We start from the raw sequence: 17,324 nt of genomic DNA on the forward strand, positions 1-17,324 counted from the left end.
GCTCACTCCTCAATTTCCAGCCGTTGGATCTGCATGCCGTCATCGGCAACGATCTGCAGGGTGTCGCTGTTGCATTGCGGGCAGCGGCGGACCTGCTGGCTCAGTAATGTCACGTAGCGCTGGCAGGTTTCGCACCAGCACTCCGCCTGTTGTTCTTCGATGTGCAGTTTACAGCCCTCAGCGAGCGTCCCGCGGCAGACCAGATCAAAACAAAACGTTAATGCGGCAGGTTCTACGCAGGAAAATGCGCCAACTTTGATCCAGACCTCAGTGACCCGTCGTGCGGCGTGTTGCATGGCCTGCTGCTCAATAATTTCTAGTGCCCGCTGGCACAGCGTGATTTCATGCATGCGGCCTCCTTATCTTTCGCACGCATGTTGCAATAACGGTGCCAGGCTTCTTCACATTAATACGGCGCGGATCAAGGCGATATCGCATCGTTTTCCAGCAAAATGAGCCCCACAGAACGTCCGGAGCCTGAGGCCAGTGACGAAAATGACGGTGGCTGGTTACGGCTGTCGTCAAAAATGACCGGGTAAAAACTTAGACCGGCGAAATGCCCTCCAGCGGGCGAGGAGATAACGTGACGGACGTATTGCTTTGTGTGGGTAACAGCATGATGGGGGACGATGGTGCGGGCCCGCTGCTGGCAGAGATGTGTGCGGCAAATCCGCCGGGAGGCTGGCAGGTCATTGACGGTGGCAGTGCACCGGAAACCGAGGTCGTCGCGATTCGCGCGCTGCGTCCAAACCGCCTGCTGGTGGTGGATGCTACGGATATGGGACTCAACCCCGGTGAGATCCGCATCGTTGACCCGGACGACATCGCTGAGATGTTCCTGATGACCACGCATAACATGCCCCTCAATTACCTTATCGAACAGCTGAAAGCGGATGTGGGCGAGGTGATTTTTCTCGGCATCCAGCCTGATATCGTGGGATTTTATTACCCGATGACACCGCCAGTAAAAGAGGCGGTGCAAGCTGTTTATGCTCGTCTCCCTGACTGGCAGGGCGGCGGTGGATTTGAGCAACTGTAGACGATTGCCCGGTGCGACCAAACGCCGGGTCAAGTGAGCGCTATGACGGATCAGATTGATTCGCCAGTTCAATAATTAATTGCCCATGGGTGATAGTCACTTTCACCCTGGTCCCGGTAGGGAAACCCGCCTGCTGCAACCAGTCTCCGGTTAGATTGAGCGAGGCATGTCGACTAAAATGGGTGGCAAGCAATGTTTTGGGATCTTCATGCCGCTTTCTGACGTAGCCCACTTTTAAATGGCGTAACGCTTTGACGATGGTGTGCTCCTGAGAAACTGATTCCCTGTTCATAATCCACTCCTTAAAGTTCGCTGCCTGCTGACGTGCCAGATAATGGGCGTTGCACGCATACTCAGATGACATTACTGTATATAATTACAGTGTCATTGGAAGCGCGGAAAGTGAAAAATGGAAGCCAGCTTCAGCAAAAATGATGCAACGCCTGTAACAGGAACGAATCGAATTCAACGGCGTTTAAAACTGCTGGAAAATAAAGGTGGGAACAGCGCAGCGGGGAGAAATAATCCCTCTCCCGTCACAGTGGGAAAGGGATTATCAACGGGCTCATCAGTCTAAATCGGCCCCATTACTGGCAATGACTTTCTTATACCACCAGAAGGATTTTTTGCGTTTACGTTCGAGCGTGCCGTTACCGGCATCATCCCGGTCGACATAAATAAAGCCGTAGCGTTTGCTCATTTCACCGGTGGAGGCGGCAACCAGATCGATGCAGCCCCAACTGGTGTAGCCCATCACCGGAATACCGTCTTCAATGGCATCGCCCATTGCGCGGATATGCTCACGCAAATAGCTGATGCGGTAGTCGTCTTCGATTTCGCCTTCGGCATTGAACTCGTCTTTCGCTCCGAGGCCGTTTTCCACCAGGAAAAGCGGTTTCTGATAGCGATCGTACATCATGTTCATGGTGATACGTAGACCCAGCGGATCAATGCCCCAGCCCCACTCGCTCACCTGAACATGCGGGTTACGCAGCGATTTGACGATATTCGCCGCCGTGGTGTTCAACTGGTTCATCTCTGCCGAAGCGCAACGCGAGGCGTAATAGCTAAAAGAGACAAAATCGACGGTATTTTTCAGAATCTCATCGTCGCCAGCTTCTTTAACAATGCTGACCCCTTTTTCACGGAACACGCGCGCCGCATAGGCCGGGTAGGTGCCACGGGCCTGCACATCGATAAAGAACAGGTTTTCACGGTCTTTTTCCAGCGCCGTCCACACATCTTCCGGTTTGCAGGAGTAAGGGTAGAAGTTGCCGCCTGCCAGCATACAACCGACCTGGTTTTCCGGGTTCACCTCATGGGCGATTTTGGTTGCCAGTGCGCTGGCAATCAGCTCATGGTGCGCGGCCTGGTACTTCACCTGATCCTGGTTCTCACCCTCTTCAAACACCAGACCGGCTCCCGAGAATGGGCTATGCAGCATGATGTTGATTTCGTTGAAGGTCAGCCAGTATTTCACCAGACCATCAAAGGCTTCAAAGCAGGTGCGCGCGTAGCGGATAAAGAACTCCACCATTTTACGGTTGCGCCACGAGCCGTACTCCGTGACCAGATGCATCGGCACGTCGAAGTGGCACAGCGTGACCAGCGGCTCGATGTTGTACTTTTTGCATTCAGCAAACATATCGCGATAGAAGGCGATGCCTTCCTCATTGGGCGTGAGCTCGTCACCGTTCGGGTAGAGGCGGCTCCAGGCAATGGAGGTGCGAAACACGCCAAAACCCATCTCCGCCATCAGCGCGATATCTTCTTTGTAGCGATGATAAAAATCGATCGCCTGGTGGCTCGGGTAATATTCGTCTTCGCGCAGGGTGAAGCGTTTCTCCTGGCCCAGTTTAACCGGCAGACGGTTGACACCGTGGGGAATCATATCGACGGTAGTTAACCCCTTACCGCCTTCCAGATACGCCCCTTCAGACTGGTTGGCGGCAATGGCACCGCCCCATAAAAATCCTTTCGGAAAGACTGACATGCGTTACCTCGCTCGTATTCAGGCTCGTGCTTCTTGAACTGGGGCAGACGTTTTCGCCTGCGCTTTCTGCGCCTCTTCTTCAACCGGGATATCTTCAAACCCGAGAAGCAGCGTCAGGATAAAGGAGAGCACCACCGCCAGTGCCATCACACCGAACACCCAGACGATGGTCATTGGGTTTGCCGGGTCGAAGAACTGGACGCTGGTAAAGAGACCCGGTGCCGCCATCGAGTGGCTGGCAAGGCCAGCGATCCCGGCTATAGCGCCACAGATAAAGCCGCTAATCAGGCTCGCAATCAATGGCCGTTTCAGCCGTACCGCCACACCGTAAAGCGCCGGTTCTGAGATGCCTGCAAGGATAGCAGACGCGGCGGCAGCCAGTGCGGTCTGGCGCAGTTCCGGGTTTTTGGTTTTCCAGGCAACCGCCAGAGATGAGCCGCCCAACGACAGGTTTGCACCGATTTCAGACGGCATGACCATGCCTTCTTTGCCGGTTTCAGCGATGGTCTGAATGATGGTAGGTGTAAATACCCGGTGCATACCGGTCATCACCAGCAGCGGCCACAACGCGCCCATGATAGCCACGGACAACCAGCCCAGATAGCCGTGAATGGTGTAAACCAGAGACGAAATGCCGCTACCAATCCAGATGCCCAATGGCCCAATGAGCACGATGGCCAGCGGAGCGGCAATCAGCACAATCAGCATCGGTTTGAGGAAGTTTTTAGTGACCGCCGGGGTGATTTTATCCACCCAACGTTCGATATATGACAAGCACCAGGTCATCACCAGCGCCGGAATAACGGTATAGGTGTATTTCACCGCTGTGACCGGAACAAGCGCAAACTCTACATGCTCACCCTGAGCGGCTTTCGCCATCAGCTCGATAAAGCTCGGATGCACCAGCACCCCGGCAATGGCAATCGCCAGCGACATATTGGTTTTGAATTTCACCGCTGCCGAGGCGGCGACCATCAATGGCAGGAAGAAGAAAGCCCCGTCGCCGATGACGGTCAGGATAGTCAAGGTTGACGAACCTTTAGGCAGCGCGCCCGACATCTCCAGCACCATCGCCAGCAGTTTTACCATTGAGCCGCCGATGATCGCCGGGATCAGCGGGGACATGGTGCCGATCAACGCATCGAGGATTCCTGCGCCAATGCGTCTGAGCGTCAGTTTTTGCTTACCAACGGGTTGCGCAGGCTGCATGTCGTTTGGTAGCAAAGCGGTCACCTCCCGAAACGCATGCGACACTGCGTTGCCGATAATCACCTGGCACTGGTTTTCATTGCGAACGACACCCATCACGCCGCTGATGCTCTTGAGTTCAGGGCTATTGATTTTGGTTTCGTCTTTCACCACGAAGCGCAGGCGCGTCATGCAGTGGGTGACGGCTGCAACGTTATCCGCACCGCCCAGCGCGTTCACAACCGCACTGGCCAGCGCCGCATAGTTCTTCGACATCGGGTTATATCCTGTTTAATCAATAAGGTATGCCTTCAGCACGCGATTATTTCCCTGCGGCTGAAACACTCAATAGGAAACCGGTTCCACAAAATCATGATGAGTTTGTTATTAAGAAACAAGATAGAAACTTGGTCTAATTTTCATTTTGTGATGGTGATCGCTCATTATTTTTCTTTGTTGTTTGTCGGGTTACGACATTCGAAGCCGGGTGAAGTACACTGCAAGGCATCGAAATCAAATGGATAAGCAAGATGACCACGATGCTTGAAGTGGCGAAGCGGGCAGGGGTGTCAAAGGCAACGGTTTCGCGTGTGCTGACGGGGAACGGCTATGTCAGCCAGGAGACGAAAGACCGGGTATTTCAGGCGATAGAAGAGAGTGGCTATCGCCCGAATTTGCTGGCGCGTAACCTGGCCGCTAAAAAGACGCAAACCCTGGGCCTGGTGGTCACTAACACCCTCTACCATGGGGTTTATTTCAGCGAATTACTGTTTCATGCCGCCCGCATGACGGAAGATCAGGGTCGGCAGCTGATTCTGGCAGATGGGAAACACAGCGCGGAAGAAGAGCGTGACGCGATTCAGTATTTACTCGATTTAAAATGCGACGCGATTATTATTTACCCGCGCTTTTTAAGCATCGAAGAAATGGATGCCATTGTGAAAAAGCATGCGCAACCCATTATGGTCCTCAATCGCCGTTTGCATAATAACAGCAGCCACTGTGTCTGGTGCGATCAAAAAGCATCCAGTTTTCATGCCGTGACGACGTTAATTGAAATGGGGCACCGGGAGATCGCCTTTATCACCGGTTCGCTCGATTCTCCAACCGGTATTGAACGCCTCTCAGGCTATAAAGATGCACTGACGAAACAAAACATAAACATCCGCAGTGAATTAATTATTGAGGGGAAATGGACGCCACAAAGCGGCGCGGCGGGGGTGGAAACCCTGCTGGCGCGTGGTGAGAAATTTACCGCACTGGTCGCCAGCAATGATGATATGGCGATTGGTGCGATTAAAAAATTACACGACAAAGGTATTATGGTACCCGAAAAAGTTTCCGTGATTGGGTTTGATGATATTGCTATTGCGCCTTATGTCGTACCTGCATTATCAAGCGTTAAAATACCGGTAACGGAAATGATTCAGGAAACCATTGAGCGCCTGGTCTTTATGCTGGACGGCGGTGATTTTAAATTTCACCCGCCGTTTATGGGCGAACTGATGTTGCGTGATTCACTTATTTCTCTTCCCCGGTAATTATTATCGTCAGCTGTCATCGTCACTTCTGTCGATGACAGCCTCCTGAAGGTCCTCTTCGCAATAATCGCTATATATTACAATTACCTGCATTCTGGCATGGAATATGTATAACCCGGCATGATGAAACTCATTGCTGGAGAAGACGATGAACCGTTTTATTATGGCGGATGCCAGTAAATGTATTGGTTGCCGTACCTGTGAGGTGGCCTGTGTGGTCGCACACCAGCCGCAGCAAGACTGTGCAGCCCTTACCCCTCAAACCTTTCTACCCCGTATTCATGTTATTCGGGGCATCAATGTTTCGACGGCCACCCTGTGCCGCCAGTGCGAAGATGCGCCCTGCGCTAACGTCTGCCCCAATGGTGCCATCCGTCGCGACAAAGATTTCGTGCATGTGATGCAGGAGCGCTGCATAGGCTGCAAAACCTGCGTGGTGGCCTGCCCCTATGGGGCGATGGAAGTGGTGACGCGTCCGGTGGTGCGCGAAAGCAGCGCAGGGCTACATACATTGGGGGCAAAGGCCGAAGCCAACAAATGCGACTTATGCTATCAGCGCGAAGCGGGGCCAGCCTGTATGGAGGTCTGCCCGACCAACGCCTTGCTCTGTGTTGACCGAAATATGCTGGAAACGATGAGTGCGGAGAAACGCCGTCGCACCGCCCTTGAAAGCGCGGTATCCCTGGTTTTCTAGAGTTTACACTTTCACTTTTAACAGGTCTGTTACTGATGAAAAAAATTACGAGCGTATGTCCCTATTGCGGCGCGGGCTGCAAACTGAAACTGGTGGTGGATAACGGTAAGATTATTCGTGCTGAAGCTGCCGACGGAAAAACCAACCAGAATGAACTGTGTCTGAAAGGCTATTACGGCTGGGATTTTCTGAATGACACCAGGCTGCTGACCCCACGGCTGACGCAACCGATGATCCGCTACGAACGCGGCGGCAAACTGACCCCGGTTAGCTGGGATGAAGCCATTCGCTACACCGCCAAACGCCTTGGCGACATCAAAGCCAAATATGGCCCCCGTTCTATTATGACCACCGGCTCATCGCGTGGCACCGGTAACGAAACCAACTTCGTGATGCAAAAATTCGCCCGTGGTGTGTTGCACACCAACAACGTGGACTGCTGCGCTCGCGTCTGTCATGGCCCGTCGGTAGCTGGTTTACAGCAAACGCTCGGCAACGGCGCGATGAGTAATTCCATTGGCGATATCGAAAACTCCAGCTGCCTGCTCGTCTTCGGCTACAACTGCGCTGACTCACATCCGATAGTGGCGAGACGGGTCATCAAAGCAAAACAAAACGGGGCGAAGATCATCGTCTGCGATCCCCGTCGCATTGAAACCGCGCGCATCGCCGATCAGCATCTCCAGCTTAAAAACGGCTGCAACATGGCGCTTATCAACGCTTTTGGTCATGTGTTGCTGGAAGAGAAACTCTACGATCAACACTACGTGGCGAGCTTTACCACCGGGCTGGATGCGTACCGTGACATCGTTAAAGACTATGCCCCTGAAGATGTCGAACATCTGACCGGGGTTCCGGCGAAGCAGGTGCGCGAAGCGATGCGAACCTTTGCTGCTGCGCCAACCGCCACCATTATGTGGGGCATGGGGGTCACGCAGTTCGGCCAGGCGGTGGATGTGGTGAAAGGCCTCTCCAGCCTTGCGCTGCTGACCGGGAATCTGGGCCGTGAAAACGTCGGCGTCGGGCCGGTTCGCGGGCAGAACAATGTGCAGGGCGCCTGTGACATGGGCGTTATTCCCAACCAGTTCCCTGGCTATCAGGATGTGGTTGACCCGCAGGTGCGGGCGAAGTTTGCCAAAGCCTGGGGCATTGACCCGACCGTCATGGACGACAAAGTGGGCGTGCGGATTACTGAAGTGCCGCACCTGGCGCTGGAAGGAAAAGTGAAGGCCTATTACATCATGGGGGAAGATCCGTTGCAGACCGAAGCGGACCTCAGCCTGGTGCGCAAAGGCTTTGAAGCACTGGATTTGGTGGTGGTGCAGGACATCTTTATGACCAAAACCGCAGAACAGGCGGACGTACTGCTGCCAGCGACCTCCTGGGGCGAGCACGGCGGCGTCTTTACCTGCGCGGATCGCGGGTTCCAGCGTTTTGAAAAAGCCATTGAGCCAATGTATGACGTCAAACGTGACTGGGAAATCATCAGCCTGATCGCCACCGAGATGGGCTACCCCATGCATTACGACAACAACCAGCAAATCTGGGATGAACTGCGCGAGTTGTGCCCGCTGTTCTACGGGGTAACCTACGAAAAAATGGGTGATATGGGTCATGTGCAGTGGCCGTGTCCGACGCTGGATCACCCCGGCACCCGCTACCTCTATAAAGACAACAAGTTCGACACCCCCGACGGCAAAGGGCTGTTGTTCGCGGCCCCCTGGCGCGCGCCTGCCGAAGTACCGGATGCCGAATTCCCGCTGGTGCTCAGTACCGTGCGAGAAGTTGGGCACTACTCTTGTCGCTCAATGACCGGCAACTGTGCGGCGCTGCAAACGCTGGCCGACGAGCCGGGCTTTATGCAGATAAACCCGCGTGATGCCGCAGCACTGGGCATTCAGGACCGGCAACTGGTATGGGTGGAGTCCCGCCGGGGCAAAGTGATCACCCGCGCGGACGTCAATGAGCGCACCAACGTGGGGTGTGTCTATATGACCTATCAGTGGTGGATCGGCGCCTGCAATGAACTGACCCAGGATAATCTCGACCCCATTTCAAAAACGCCGGAAACCAAGTATTGCGCGGTGCGAGTGAGTGCGATCAACGATCAGCCATGGGCGGAAGAGTACACTTCCACCACCTATCAGCAGATGAAGACGCGCTTGCGTAATGCAGTGCTGCAATAACCCTATGGCATCAGAAAACGGTGTGTGCATTCGCATTTATGGAAAAGTGCAGGGGGTGGGCTTCCGCCCCTTTGTCTGGCAACTGGCAAGGCGGCTGCAGCTTAACGGCGACGTCTGTAATGACGCGCAGGGCGTTGAGGTGCGTTTGCTGGGTGACGAACACCGTTTTCTTGCGTTGTTATATGACCAATGCCCGCCGCTGGCGCGTATCGACAGCACCCGTGTCATGCCCTTCAAGTGGGCGGAATTACCTGACAGTTTCACCATCCGCCAGAGTGCGGGTGGTAGCATGAACACACAAATTGTGCCGGATGCGGCGACCTGCCCGGCCTGTCTTGCGGAGATGAACAACCCGACTGAACGCCGCTATCGTTATCCGTTCATCAACTGCACCCATTGCGGCCCGCGCTTTACCATTATCAACGCCATGCCCTATGACCGCCCCTTCACGGTGATGGCGCATTTTCCGCTTTGTCCGGCCTGCGAAGCCGAGTACCGCAACCCGGCGGACCGGCGTTTTCACGCCCAGCCGGTTGCCTGCCCGGTATGTGGCCCACAGCTTGAGTGGCGAGGGGCGGAACATACACTCTCCAGAGAGGCCGCGTTACAAGCTGCGATCGCGCTGTTAGACGCAGGTGGCGTGGTTGCCGTGAAAGGGCTTGGCGGTTTTCATCTCGCCTGCGACGCGCAAAACCCGCAAGCGGTGGCACGACTGCGCGCGCGCAAGCGCCGTCCGGTAAAACCGCTGGCGGTGATGCTGCCGTCATCGGCTGGCGTAAGCGACAAGGCGCAGCGCCTGCTGGCTTCTCCTGCGGCACCCATTGTGCTGGTGGCAAAACACTGCGTGCCGGCACTGTGTTCCCTGATTGCGCCGGGGCTGGATGAAGTGGGGGTGATGTTGCCCGCCAGTCCGTTACAGCATCTGTTAGCTCAGGCAGTCGGGCGCCCTTTGGTGATGACCTCCGGCAATCTCAGCGGCAAGCCGCCCGCGTTAACCAATGAACAGGCCCTCGCCGATCTTGCTGAGATAGCCGACGGCTTTTTGCTGCATAACCGCGATATTGTGCAGCGGCTGGACGATTCCGTGGTGCGTGAAAACGGTGAAATGCTCCGTCGCTCACGAGGCTATGTACCCGACGCCTTCCCCCTGCCACCGGGCTTTCGCGCGGTTCCACCTCTGCTAAGTCTGGGGGCGGATATGAAAAATACCTTCTGTCTGCTGCGTGGCGAACAGGCGGTGCTGAGTCAGCATTTCGGTGACCTTAGCGATGAGGGAGTCAAAGCGCAGTGGCAGGAGGCGCTACGCCTGATGCAGGACATCTACGATTTTACCCCGCAGAAGGTCGTGAGCGATGCCCATCCGGGCTATGTCTCACGCCGTTGGGCTGACCGGATGGGCTTGCCGGTTGAGACCGTGCTGCATCACCATGCCCATATTGCCGCCTGCCTTGCGGAACACGGCTGGCCGCGTGAGGGAGGGGACGTGATTGCTCTTGCGCTCGACGGCATCGGTATGGGCGAGGAGGGCGCATTGTGGGGTGGGGAGTGTCTGCGGGTGAACTACCGGGAGGTGGAGCATTTGGGTGGCTTACCTGCGGTTGCCCTGCCTGGCGGCGATCTGGCGGCAACACAGCCGTGGCGTAATCTGCTGGCGCAGATGCTGGCGTTCGTGCCGGACTGGCAGCATTTTCCCGAAACCAGAGGCATTCAACAGAAGAACTGGCCGCTGCTGGCGCGGGCCATTGCGCGCAACCTGAATGCACCGCTGGCCTCTTCCACGGGGCGGTTGTTTGATGCAATAGCCTGTGCGCTGGGGTGTGCGCCAGCACAACTGAGTTACGAAGGCGAGGCGGCGTGTCAGCTCGAAGCGCTGGCGATGCGCTGCGAAAGCGTTGCCCATCCGGTCACCCTACCGCTCAACGGCAATAGGCTCGATTTAGCCAGCTTCTGGTCGCAATGGCTCAACTGGCAGGCAGAGCCCGGGGCGCGGGCGTGGGCATTTCACGATGCGCTGGCTCACGGATTGGCGACGCTGGCACGGCGAGAGGCGCGGGCGAGAAAAATAGCTACTCTGGCCTTCGGCGGCGGCGTGCTGCATAACCGCTTGTTGAAATCCCGCCTGGCATTTCACCTGGCGGATTTCACCTTGCTGTTTCCTGCACGTTTCCCTGCGGGCGACGGGGCCATCGCCCTGGGGCAGGGAGTTATTGCTGCGGCGCGGGCGCAGACAACGCCTTAAGCAGAGCAAAGGCGGTTTTCATGTGATCTTCGCTGACCACGAAGGCCCGCAGAACCTGCTGCTCATCCACCCCTTTTGCCACCATGCCCTGGGCATCGGTGGTGATGTGCCAGTTGAGATCACGACGCGCGCTCTCGCCTGCCAGATGCAGCGGCAGGGCGGGCGTTTTTACCTTCACCAGCATCGCGGGCAGATTGAGCGGTGAATTCACCCCGAGCAGTTGCTTAGCGAGGAACATGGCGCAAAGCTGGATGGGCTGCAGGAACGGCATCAACTGACCGTTGATCTCCGCGCAATCACCCAGTGCGTAGATACCCGGCTGGCTGGTTTGCAGCGTGCTGTCGACCACTACGCCTCGGTTAATCCTGGCGCCGGCTTCACGCGCCAGCGCCGTTTCCGGCACCAGACCGGTGGCGGCGACCACGGCATCCACGTTAATCTCCAGCCCATCCTCAAAACGTGCCGCAATGCCCGATGGGGTTTTGCTTAACCCATCGAGACGGGTGTTGAGCAGCACACGAACGCCCATTTCAGAAAGACAGTGCTGTAAGCGGCTGCTCACTTCCGGCGGCATCAGCGAGGAGAGAATACTCGTGGCGCTGTCGACCAGCGTGACCTGCTTGCCCGCCCGGCGAAAATCCATCGCCAGCTCCGTGCCAATCAGCCCGCCGCCGACAATCAACACCCGGTTTGCATCCCGAAGCTGGGTTTCACAGGCCTGATACTCCTGCTGACTGTTAAGGGTAAACATCAGTTCGCTGCCCGCGACCGGCGGCACAAACGCCCGTGCCCCGGTGGCCAGCACCAGCTTGTCGTACTGCCAGCGGTTGTCGGCGCTTTTCACCACTTTCGCCTGTGCGTCCACTGAGGTGATGCGGGTGTGCGGGAAGAGGCGCAGATTGAACTGCTCGGCAAACTCCCCCGCCGACTGGCGGGTGAGGTGGCTTGCCATTTGACCGAGGCTCAGCACATGGCTCAGGTCCGGTTTGTTGTACTCGTCCATGCTGTCGCTGGCGATTAGCGTCAGCGGGACGGTGGCATCCTGTTTGCGGATGTTTTTCACCAGCTGCCGGGCGGCAAAGCCCGACCCGACAATCACAATGCCTGCGTTCATACGGCCTCCGTTGCCAGCGCGTCAAACACCTCTTTACCAAGGGAACATTCCGGGCACAGGAAGTTGTCCGGCACCTCACTCCACGGGGTGCCTGGCGCCACATCCTGCATTGGCTCGCCGGTAGCCGGATCATAAATCCACTGGCAGACGCTGCACTGCATGCACGGGCCGAGGTCAGCGGCGGCGTTGGCGGCACAGGCGCAGGCGGACTCTTCCACCGGCGCGCTTTTTACCGCTGCAGGCAGCGGAGCGAGCGCCCACTGACGGGCAATTTCACGACCATGCTCACGGCAGACTTCCAGCGCGTCAAAGTCCGGGCGCCATTTGGCTTTCAGGCTCAGGGACATCTCAAAACCGGCATCCTGCAGGCGGGTAGAGAGGCGGTCTACCGCACCGCCGCTCCAGCCGTGAGAACCAAAAGCGCTGGCGCGTTTGTTACGAAAACGCAGACCGGTCATCTCTTCCACCAGACCAGCAATTTTCGGCATCATCACGTTGTTCATGGTGGAGGTGCCGACCAGCACGCCTTTAGAACGGAAGACGTTGGTCAGAATGTCGTTTTTATCGCTGCGCGCCACGTTGAAGATTTTCACCGCCACGTTCGGGTCAACTTCGTTGATGCCCTGAGCGATGGCATCCGCCATCATGCGGGTGTTGTTGGACATGGTGTCGTAGAAAATCGTAATCCGGTCTTCCTGGTAATCCGCCGCCCATTTCAGGTACAGCTCAACAATCTGGGTGGGGTTTTCGCGCCATACCACGCCGTGAGAGGTGGCGATCATATCTACCGGCAGGTTGAAGCCGAGGATCTCGGTGATTTTTGGCGTCACCAGGCGGCTGAACGGGGTCAGGATATTGGCGTAGTAGCGCTGGCACTGTTCGAACAGTTCGGTCTGATCCACTTCATCGTTGAACAGACGTTCGTCGCAGTAGTGCTGACCGAAGGCGTCGTTACTGAACAGCACCGCGTCGCCGGTCATGTAGGTCATCATGCTGTCTGGCCAGTGCAGCATCGGGGTTTCAACGAAGATGAGCTGCTTGCCGTTGCCAATATCCAGCGCGTCGCCGGTTTTCACGGTGTGGAAGTTCCACTCCGGGTGATGGTGATGACCATTGATCGAGTCGATAGCATTGGTGGTGCAGTAGATCGGGGTGTTGGGGATGTACGACATCAGCTCGGTTAAGGCTCCGGCGTGATCTTCTTCGGCATGGTTAATAATGATGTAGTCGATGGCGTTGAGATCGATCTCAGCGCGCAGGTTCTGCACGAACTCACGGCTGAATTTATGATCGACAGTATCGATGAGGACGTTTTTCCCTTCACGAATCAAATAACTGTTATAGCTGCTGCCGCGCAGCGTTTTGTACTCGGTGCCATGAAAGTCGCGTACTTCCCAGTCACGTTGGCCAACCCAGTGAATGTTATTTTTTACATGAATAGTCATTTTGATTACCTGTTCGGAATGAAATAAGTTGCATGAGCTATATCAAGATGCGTGCCAGTTTTTATCGTATTGATATATATTGTTTTTATTTCACATAACCCGAGAGGGGTAGTCATAATGACTATGCTATTAATGGTCAATATGACACTATGAGTTGTCAAAATGACAGTGAGGCGAAGATGAGTTTTTCAGTGGATGTACTGGCGGGGATCGCCATTGAATTGCAGCGCGGAATCGGTCATGCGGATCGTTTCCAGCGATTGATCACCACGCTGCGCCAGGTGCTGGAGTGCGATGCGTCGGCGCTGTTGCGCTATGAGTCACGGCAGTTCATTCCGCTAGCGATCGACGGCCTGGCGCAGGACGTGCTGGGCCGCCGCTTTACGCTGGAGGGGCACCCGCGGCTGGAGGCCATTGCCCGCGCCGGAGATGTCGTGCGTTTTCCGGCAGACAGCTCGCTACCTGACCCCTATGACGGACTTATCCCCGGTCAGGAGAGCCTGAAAGTCCACGCCTGCGTCGGGCTGCCGCTGTTCGCCGGGCAGAGCCTGATTGGCGCGCTGACCCTGGATGGCATGGAACCCGATCGGTTCGACAGCTTCAGCGATGAAGAGCTGCGACTGATTGCGGCACTGGCGGCGGGTGCGCTCAACAATGCGCTGCTGATTGAGCAGCTTGAGAGCCAGAACATGGCACCCGGTGTTCCTGCGGCGTTCGAACAGGTGGCCCATACCGAGATGATCGGCCTTTCCGACGGCATGACCCAACTGAAAAAAGAGATTGAGATTGTGGCTGCCTCCGACCTGAACGTGTTGATTGGTGGGGAGACCGGCACCGGTAAAGAGCTGGTGGCGAAAGCTATCCATGAGAACTCGCCGCGCGCCGCCGATGCGCTGGTCTACCTTAACTGCGCTGCGCTGCCGGAAAGCGTGGCGGAGAGCGAACTGTTTGGTCACGTGAAGGGGGCATTTACCGGGGCCATCAGCAACCGCAGCGGTAAATTCGAAATGGCCGATAAGGGCACGCTGTTTCTCGATGAGATTGGCGAGCTGTCGCTTTCGCTTCAGGCCAAGCTGCTGCGCGTGCTGCAGTATGGCGATATTCAGCGCGTCGGTGACGATCGCAGTTTACGGGTGGACGTACGCGTACTGGCGGCGACCAACCGTGACCTGCGTGAAGAGGTGGTCGCAGGGCGTTTTCGTGCCGATCTCTTCCACCGCCTGAGCGTCTTTCCCGTGTGGGTGCCGCCGCTTCGCGAGCGGGGCGAAGATGTGGTGCTGCTGGCGGGCTATTTCTGTGAGCAGGCTCGGCTACGCCTGGGATTGGGGCGCGTGGTACTCAGCCCACGAGCGCGGGCACATCTGCTGGCGTACCGCTGGCCGGGCAACGTGCGCGAGCTGGAACATGCCATTCATCGTGCGATTGTGCTGGCGCGCGGAACGCGTAACGGTGATGAGGTGGTGCTGGACGTGCACCATTTCGCTTTCAGCGACGAGCCAGAACCCGTAACGACGGTGGTAAAAACGCTGCCGGAAACCCCCAATCTGCGCGAAGCCACGGATGCCTTCCAGCGTGAGATCATCAGCCAGGTGCTGGCGCAAAATCAGCGTAACTGGGCAGCAAGTGCACGTGCGCTGGACATTGACGTCGCCAACCTGCATCGGCTGGCGAAACGCCTGGGTCTAAAGCGCTAGATAATGCCGGCCTGGTAAAACGCCTGCAGATTGATGGCACCCACCAGCTTGCCGCTGTCATCCACCACTGGCGCTGCGGCAATCTTGCGCTTCATTAACGCCTCTTTGGCGTCGATTGCGCGGCTTTCGGCGTTCAGCGTGAACCCGCCCGGGGTCATCGCCTCGCTGACCGGGGCGGCCAGGGTGCCACCGGCTACCAGCCAGCGGCGTAAATCACCATCAGAGAAGATGCCTTTAATTTGCTCAGCCTGGTCGCAAATAGCCACCATACCCAGCCCGGTACGGCTCAGCTCCAGCATTGCGTCCATCACGGTGGCATCAATGCGCACGTGCGGCACATCGTCTTTACGCATTAAATGATGAACCCGGTTTAACAAACGCGCGCCCAGTGCGCCCGCCGGGTGTGAACGGGCAAAATCTTCTTCATTAAAGCCACGCGCCTGCATCACCGCCATCGCCAGCGCATCACCTAACATCAGGGTGTTAACGGTGCTGGAGGTCGGGGCGAGGTGCATTGGGCAGGCTTCGCGTTCAACGGAGATATCCAGTACGGCTTTAGCCGCCAGCGCCAGCGGGGAGAGAGGCTTACCGGTCATGGCGAGCAGCGTCACCCCGCGCTCTTCGAGGCGCGGCAGGATCAGCTCCAGCTCTTTCGCGGACCCGGAGTAGGAGATAAACAGCAGCACATCCCGGCTTTCAATCATTCCAAGGTCGCCATGCAGCGCTTCGGCGGCATGAACAAAAAAAGACGGGGTGCCGGTGCTGGCAAGCGTAGCGGCGATTTTCTTACCGATATGACCAGACTTGCCAATACCCGAAACGATCGCTTTGCCCTGGCAGTGGATCAGGGCGTTCGCGGCCGTCAAAAAATCTTCGCCCAGCCGCTCCGGCAGACGGCTGGCTTCCGCAAGCTCCAGCAGCAGCGTTTGGCGGGCGGTATTCAATAACATCTCACTCATGGTTTTCTCCGGCAACGATCACCTCAATGCCTTTGGCTTCCAGCGCGGCACGAAACTCAGCCGGTATCCCGGCATCGGTGATCAGTTTATTGACGCTCTCAAGACTGCAGACAATGTTTGGGCTTTTACGACCGAACTTTGAGGAGTCGGCCATCAGGATCACTTCCCGCGCCGCGTTGCACATCGCTTTGCTGACGCTGAACACCTCGTTAAAGGTGGTCACCCCGGCGTTTAAATCGATCCCATCGGTTCCCATAAACAGTTTGTCGAAACTAAATTGTTCAAAGGCATTTTCTGCCAGTTGGCCGTGAAAAGAGGCGGATTTTTTGCGGAAGGTGCCGCCGGGCATCAGGATGGTTTGCTCGTTGTCCAGCTCCGAAAGCGCGTTAACAATGTGCAGGCTGTTGGTCATAACGGTGATGTTGTTGAAGTGGCTGAGCAGGGGAACCATTTGCAGTACCGTGCTGCCTGCATCAAGGATCAGGGAATCACCGTCCTGAATAAAGCTGACCGCAGTGCGGGCAATCTCACCTTTCTGCCGGGTATTGATCAGCGTCTTGTGATCGATAGGCGGGTCCGTTTCATCTTTACTGAGAACCACACCACCGTAGGTACGAATCACCGCGCCCGCATGTTCAAGCGCCACCAAATCCTTACGGATAGTGGTACCGGTGGTGTCAAAAAACGCGGCCAGCTCTTCAACGGCGCATTTTCCCTGCTTTTGCAGATGCTCAAGAATGGCCGCTTGTCGTTGACGTGGTTTCATAAGCGCTATTGTCCTGCGTTAAATTTCGAAATGATAATTTCGCAAGCTAATAGCGTTCACAACGAAATTATCCATGTTTCATTTTAAGCGCTAATGATAAAGCATCCTGGCAGTTGCGATCATGGGGAAAGATCACGTCAGGTTCTAATTCTTGACGTTTTAATCCATCAATTGCATCAATTTTAGTCGGTCGGGCGAAAACCGTCAGGCCGCGCATCAGCAGAGAGCCGCTGACCCGATCCCGATCGTCGAAGGCCACGGCGAGGACCACCCGTGGCTTAAAGCGCCCGCCGGATCGCCCGACGCCGACCCGCCCCTGCTGGCAGAGCGTATCGAATGCGCGATTAAACTGGCGAATCTGCCAGCCACCCATTGCCATTTGGCTGAGCCAGGCAATAGCGGCGAGGGTAATCAGTGCAGAAACCATATCAGCTCCTTAATTGCCGGGTGGCGGCTGCGCCTTACC

Annotated in this window: 15 protein-coding genes; 6 read left to right on the top strand and 9 right to left on the bottom strand. The window is 56.4% G+C overall.

The window, feature by feature from the left end; all coding sequences use genetic code 11:
* Positions 1-2: 2 nt before the first annotated feature.
* Positions 3-350, bottom strand: coding sequence for a hydrogenase maturation nickel metallochaperone HypA (hypA, locus tag ACUY4Q_RS05320; protein ID WP_458046039.1), 348 nt, complete (start codon positions 348-350; stop codon positions 3-5).
* A gap of 233 nt (positions 351-583) precedes the next feature.
* On the opposite strand from hypA, the gene hycI reads away from it, so the two are divergent.
* Positions 584-1,039 carry a hydrogenase maturation peptidase HycI gene (gene hycI / locus ACUY4Q_RS05325; RefSeq protein WP_458046040.1) on the top strand — a complete coding sequence of 152 codons (456 nt, stop codon included), beginning with the start codon at positions 584-586 and terminating at the stop codon, positions 1,037-1,039.
* A 40-nt stretch (positions 1,040-1,079) separates the two neighbouring features.
* On the opposite strand, the gene ACUY4Q_RS05330 is transcribed toward hycI, so the two are convergent.
* The 3 genes from ACUY4Q_RS05330 to ascF form a co-directional block, all read right to left on the bottom strand.
* The gene (locus tag ACUY4Q_RS05330) at positions 1,080-1,331 is read right to left on the bottom strand and encodes a SymE family type I addiction module toxin (protein WP_458046041.1); all 252 of its coding nucleotides are present in this window, start codon (positions 1,329-1,331) and stop codon (positions 1,080-1,082) included.
* Positions 1,332-1,607: 276 nt separating this feature from the next.
* Entirely contained in the window at positions 1,608-3,032 is a 1,425-nt protein-coding gene (locus ACUY4Q_RS05335; protein ID WP_458046042.1) for a 6-phospho-beta-glucosidase, read from the bottom strand.
* 18 nt (positions 3,033-3,050) lie between these two features.
* A complete protein-coding gene (gene ascF, locus ACUY4Q_RS05340; protein ID WP_458046043.1) occupies positions 3,051-4,496 on the bottom strand; it encodes a PTS cellobiose/arbutin/salicin transporter subunit IIBC in 1,446 nt (481 codons plus the stop codon).
* A 254-nt stretch (positions 4,497-4,750) separates the two neighbouring features.
* Between ascF and ACUY4Q_RS05345 the strand changes: the two genes are divergently transcribed.
* The 4 genes from ACUY4Q_RS05345 (at position 4,751) to hypF (ending at position 10,880) form a co-directional block, all read left to right on the top strand.
* A complete protein-coding gene (locus tag ACUY4Q_RS05345) occupies positions 4,751-5,761 on the top strand; it encodes a LacI family DNA-binding transcriptional regulator (RefSeq protein WP_458046044.1) in 1,011 nt (336 codons plus the stop codon).
* A gap of 148 nt (positions 5,762-5,909) precedes the next feature.
* Positions 5,910-6,455 carry an electron transport protein HydN gene (gene hydN, locus ACUY4Q_RS05350; RefSeq protein WP_458046045.1) on the top strand — a complete coding sequence of 182 codons (546 nt, stop codon included), beginning with the start codon at positions 5,910-5,912 and terminating at the stop codon, positions 6,453-6,455.
* Positions 6,456-6,490: 35 nt separating this feature from the next.
* A complete protein-coding gene (fdhF, locus tag ACUY4Q_RS05355; protein ID WP_458046046.1) occupies positions 6,491-8,641 on the top strand; it encodes a formate dehydrogenase subunit alpha in 2,151 nt (716 codons plus the stop codon).
* 4 nt (positions 8,642-8,645) lie between these two features.
* The gene (gene hypF, locus ACUY4Q_RS05360) at positions 8,646-10,880 is read left to right on the top strand and encodes a carbamoyltransferase HypF (RefSeq protein ID WP_458046047.1); all 2,235 of its coding nucleotides are present in this window, start codon (positions 8,646-8,648) and stop codon (positions 10,878-10,880) included.
* Here the strand turns inward: hypF and norW are convergent.
* On the bottom strand, positions 10,846-11,994 hold the full coding sequence (gene norW / locus ACUY4Q_RS05365) for an NADH:flavorubredoxin reductase NorW (RefSeq protein ID WP_458046048.1): 1,149 nt from the start codon (positions 11,992-11,994) through the stop codon (positions 10,846-10,848). The two genes, hypF and norW, sit on opposite strands and share 35 nt — an antisense overlap.
* Entirely contained in the window at positions 11,991-13,439 is a 1,449-nt protein-coding gene (gene norV / locus ACUY4Q_RS05370; RefSeq protein ID WP_458046049.1) for an anaerobic nitric oxide reductase flavorubredoxin, read from the bottom strand. The genes norW and norV overlap by 4 nt, the downstream gene beginning before the upstream one ends.
* A 179-nt stretch (positions 13,440-13,618) precedes the next feature.
* Here norV and norR point away from each other — a divergent pair, with 179 nt between their 5' ends.
* On the top strand, positions 13,619-15,133 hold the full coding sequence (gene norR / locus ACUY4Q_RS05375) for a nitric oxide reductase transcriptional regulator NorR (protein ID WP_458046050.1): 1,515 nt from the start codon (positions 13,619-13,621) through the stop codon (positions 15,131-15,133).
* Here the strand turns inward: norR and gutQ are convergent.
* The 3 genes from gutQ to gutM form a co-directional block, all read right to left on the bottom strand.
* Complete coding sequence (gene gutQ / locus ACUY4Q_RS05380; protein ID WP_458046051.1) at positions 15,130-16,092, bottom strand: arabinose-5-phosphate isomerase GutQ; 963 nt, start codon at positions 16,090-16,092, stop codon at positions 15,130-15,132. The genes norR and gutQ overlap by 4 nt on opposite strands.
* Positions 16,085-16,858 (bottom strand): glucitol operon DNA-binding transcriptional repressor SrlR, encoded by a 774-nt coding sequence (gene srlR, locus ACUY4Q_RS05385; protein WP_458046052.1) that lies wholly within the window; start codon positions 16,856-16,858, stop codon positions 16,085-16,087. The genes gutQ and srlR overlap by 8 nt, the downstream gene beginning before the upstream one ends.
* 67 nt (positions 16,859-16,925) lie before the next feature.
* Positions 16,926-17,285, bottom strand: coding sequence for a transcriptional regulator GutM (gene gutM / locus ACUY4Q_RS05390; protein WP_458046053.1), 360 nt, complete (start codon positions 17,283-17,285; stop codon positions 16,926-16,928).
* Positions 17,286-17,324 lie beyond the last annotated feature (39 nt).

This window comes from Phytobacter cepae, assembly GCF_054165735.1.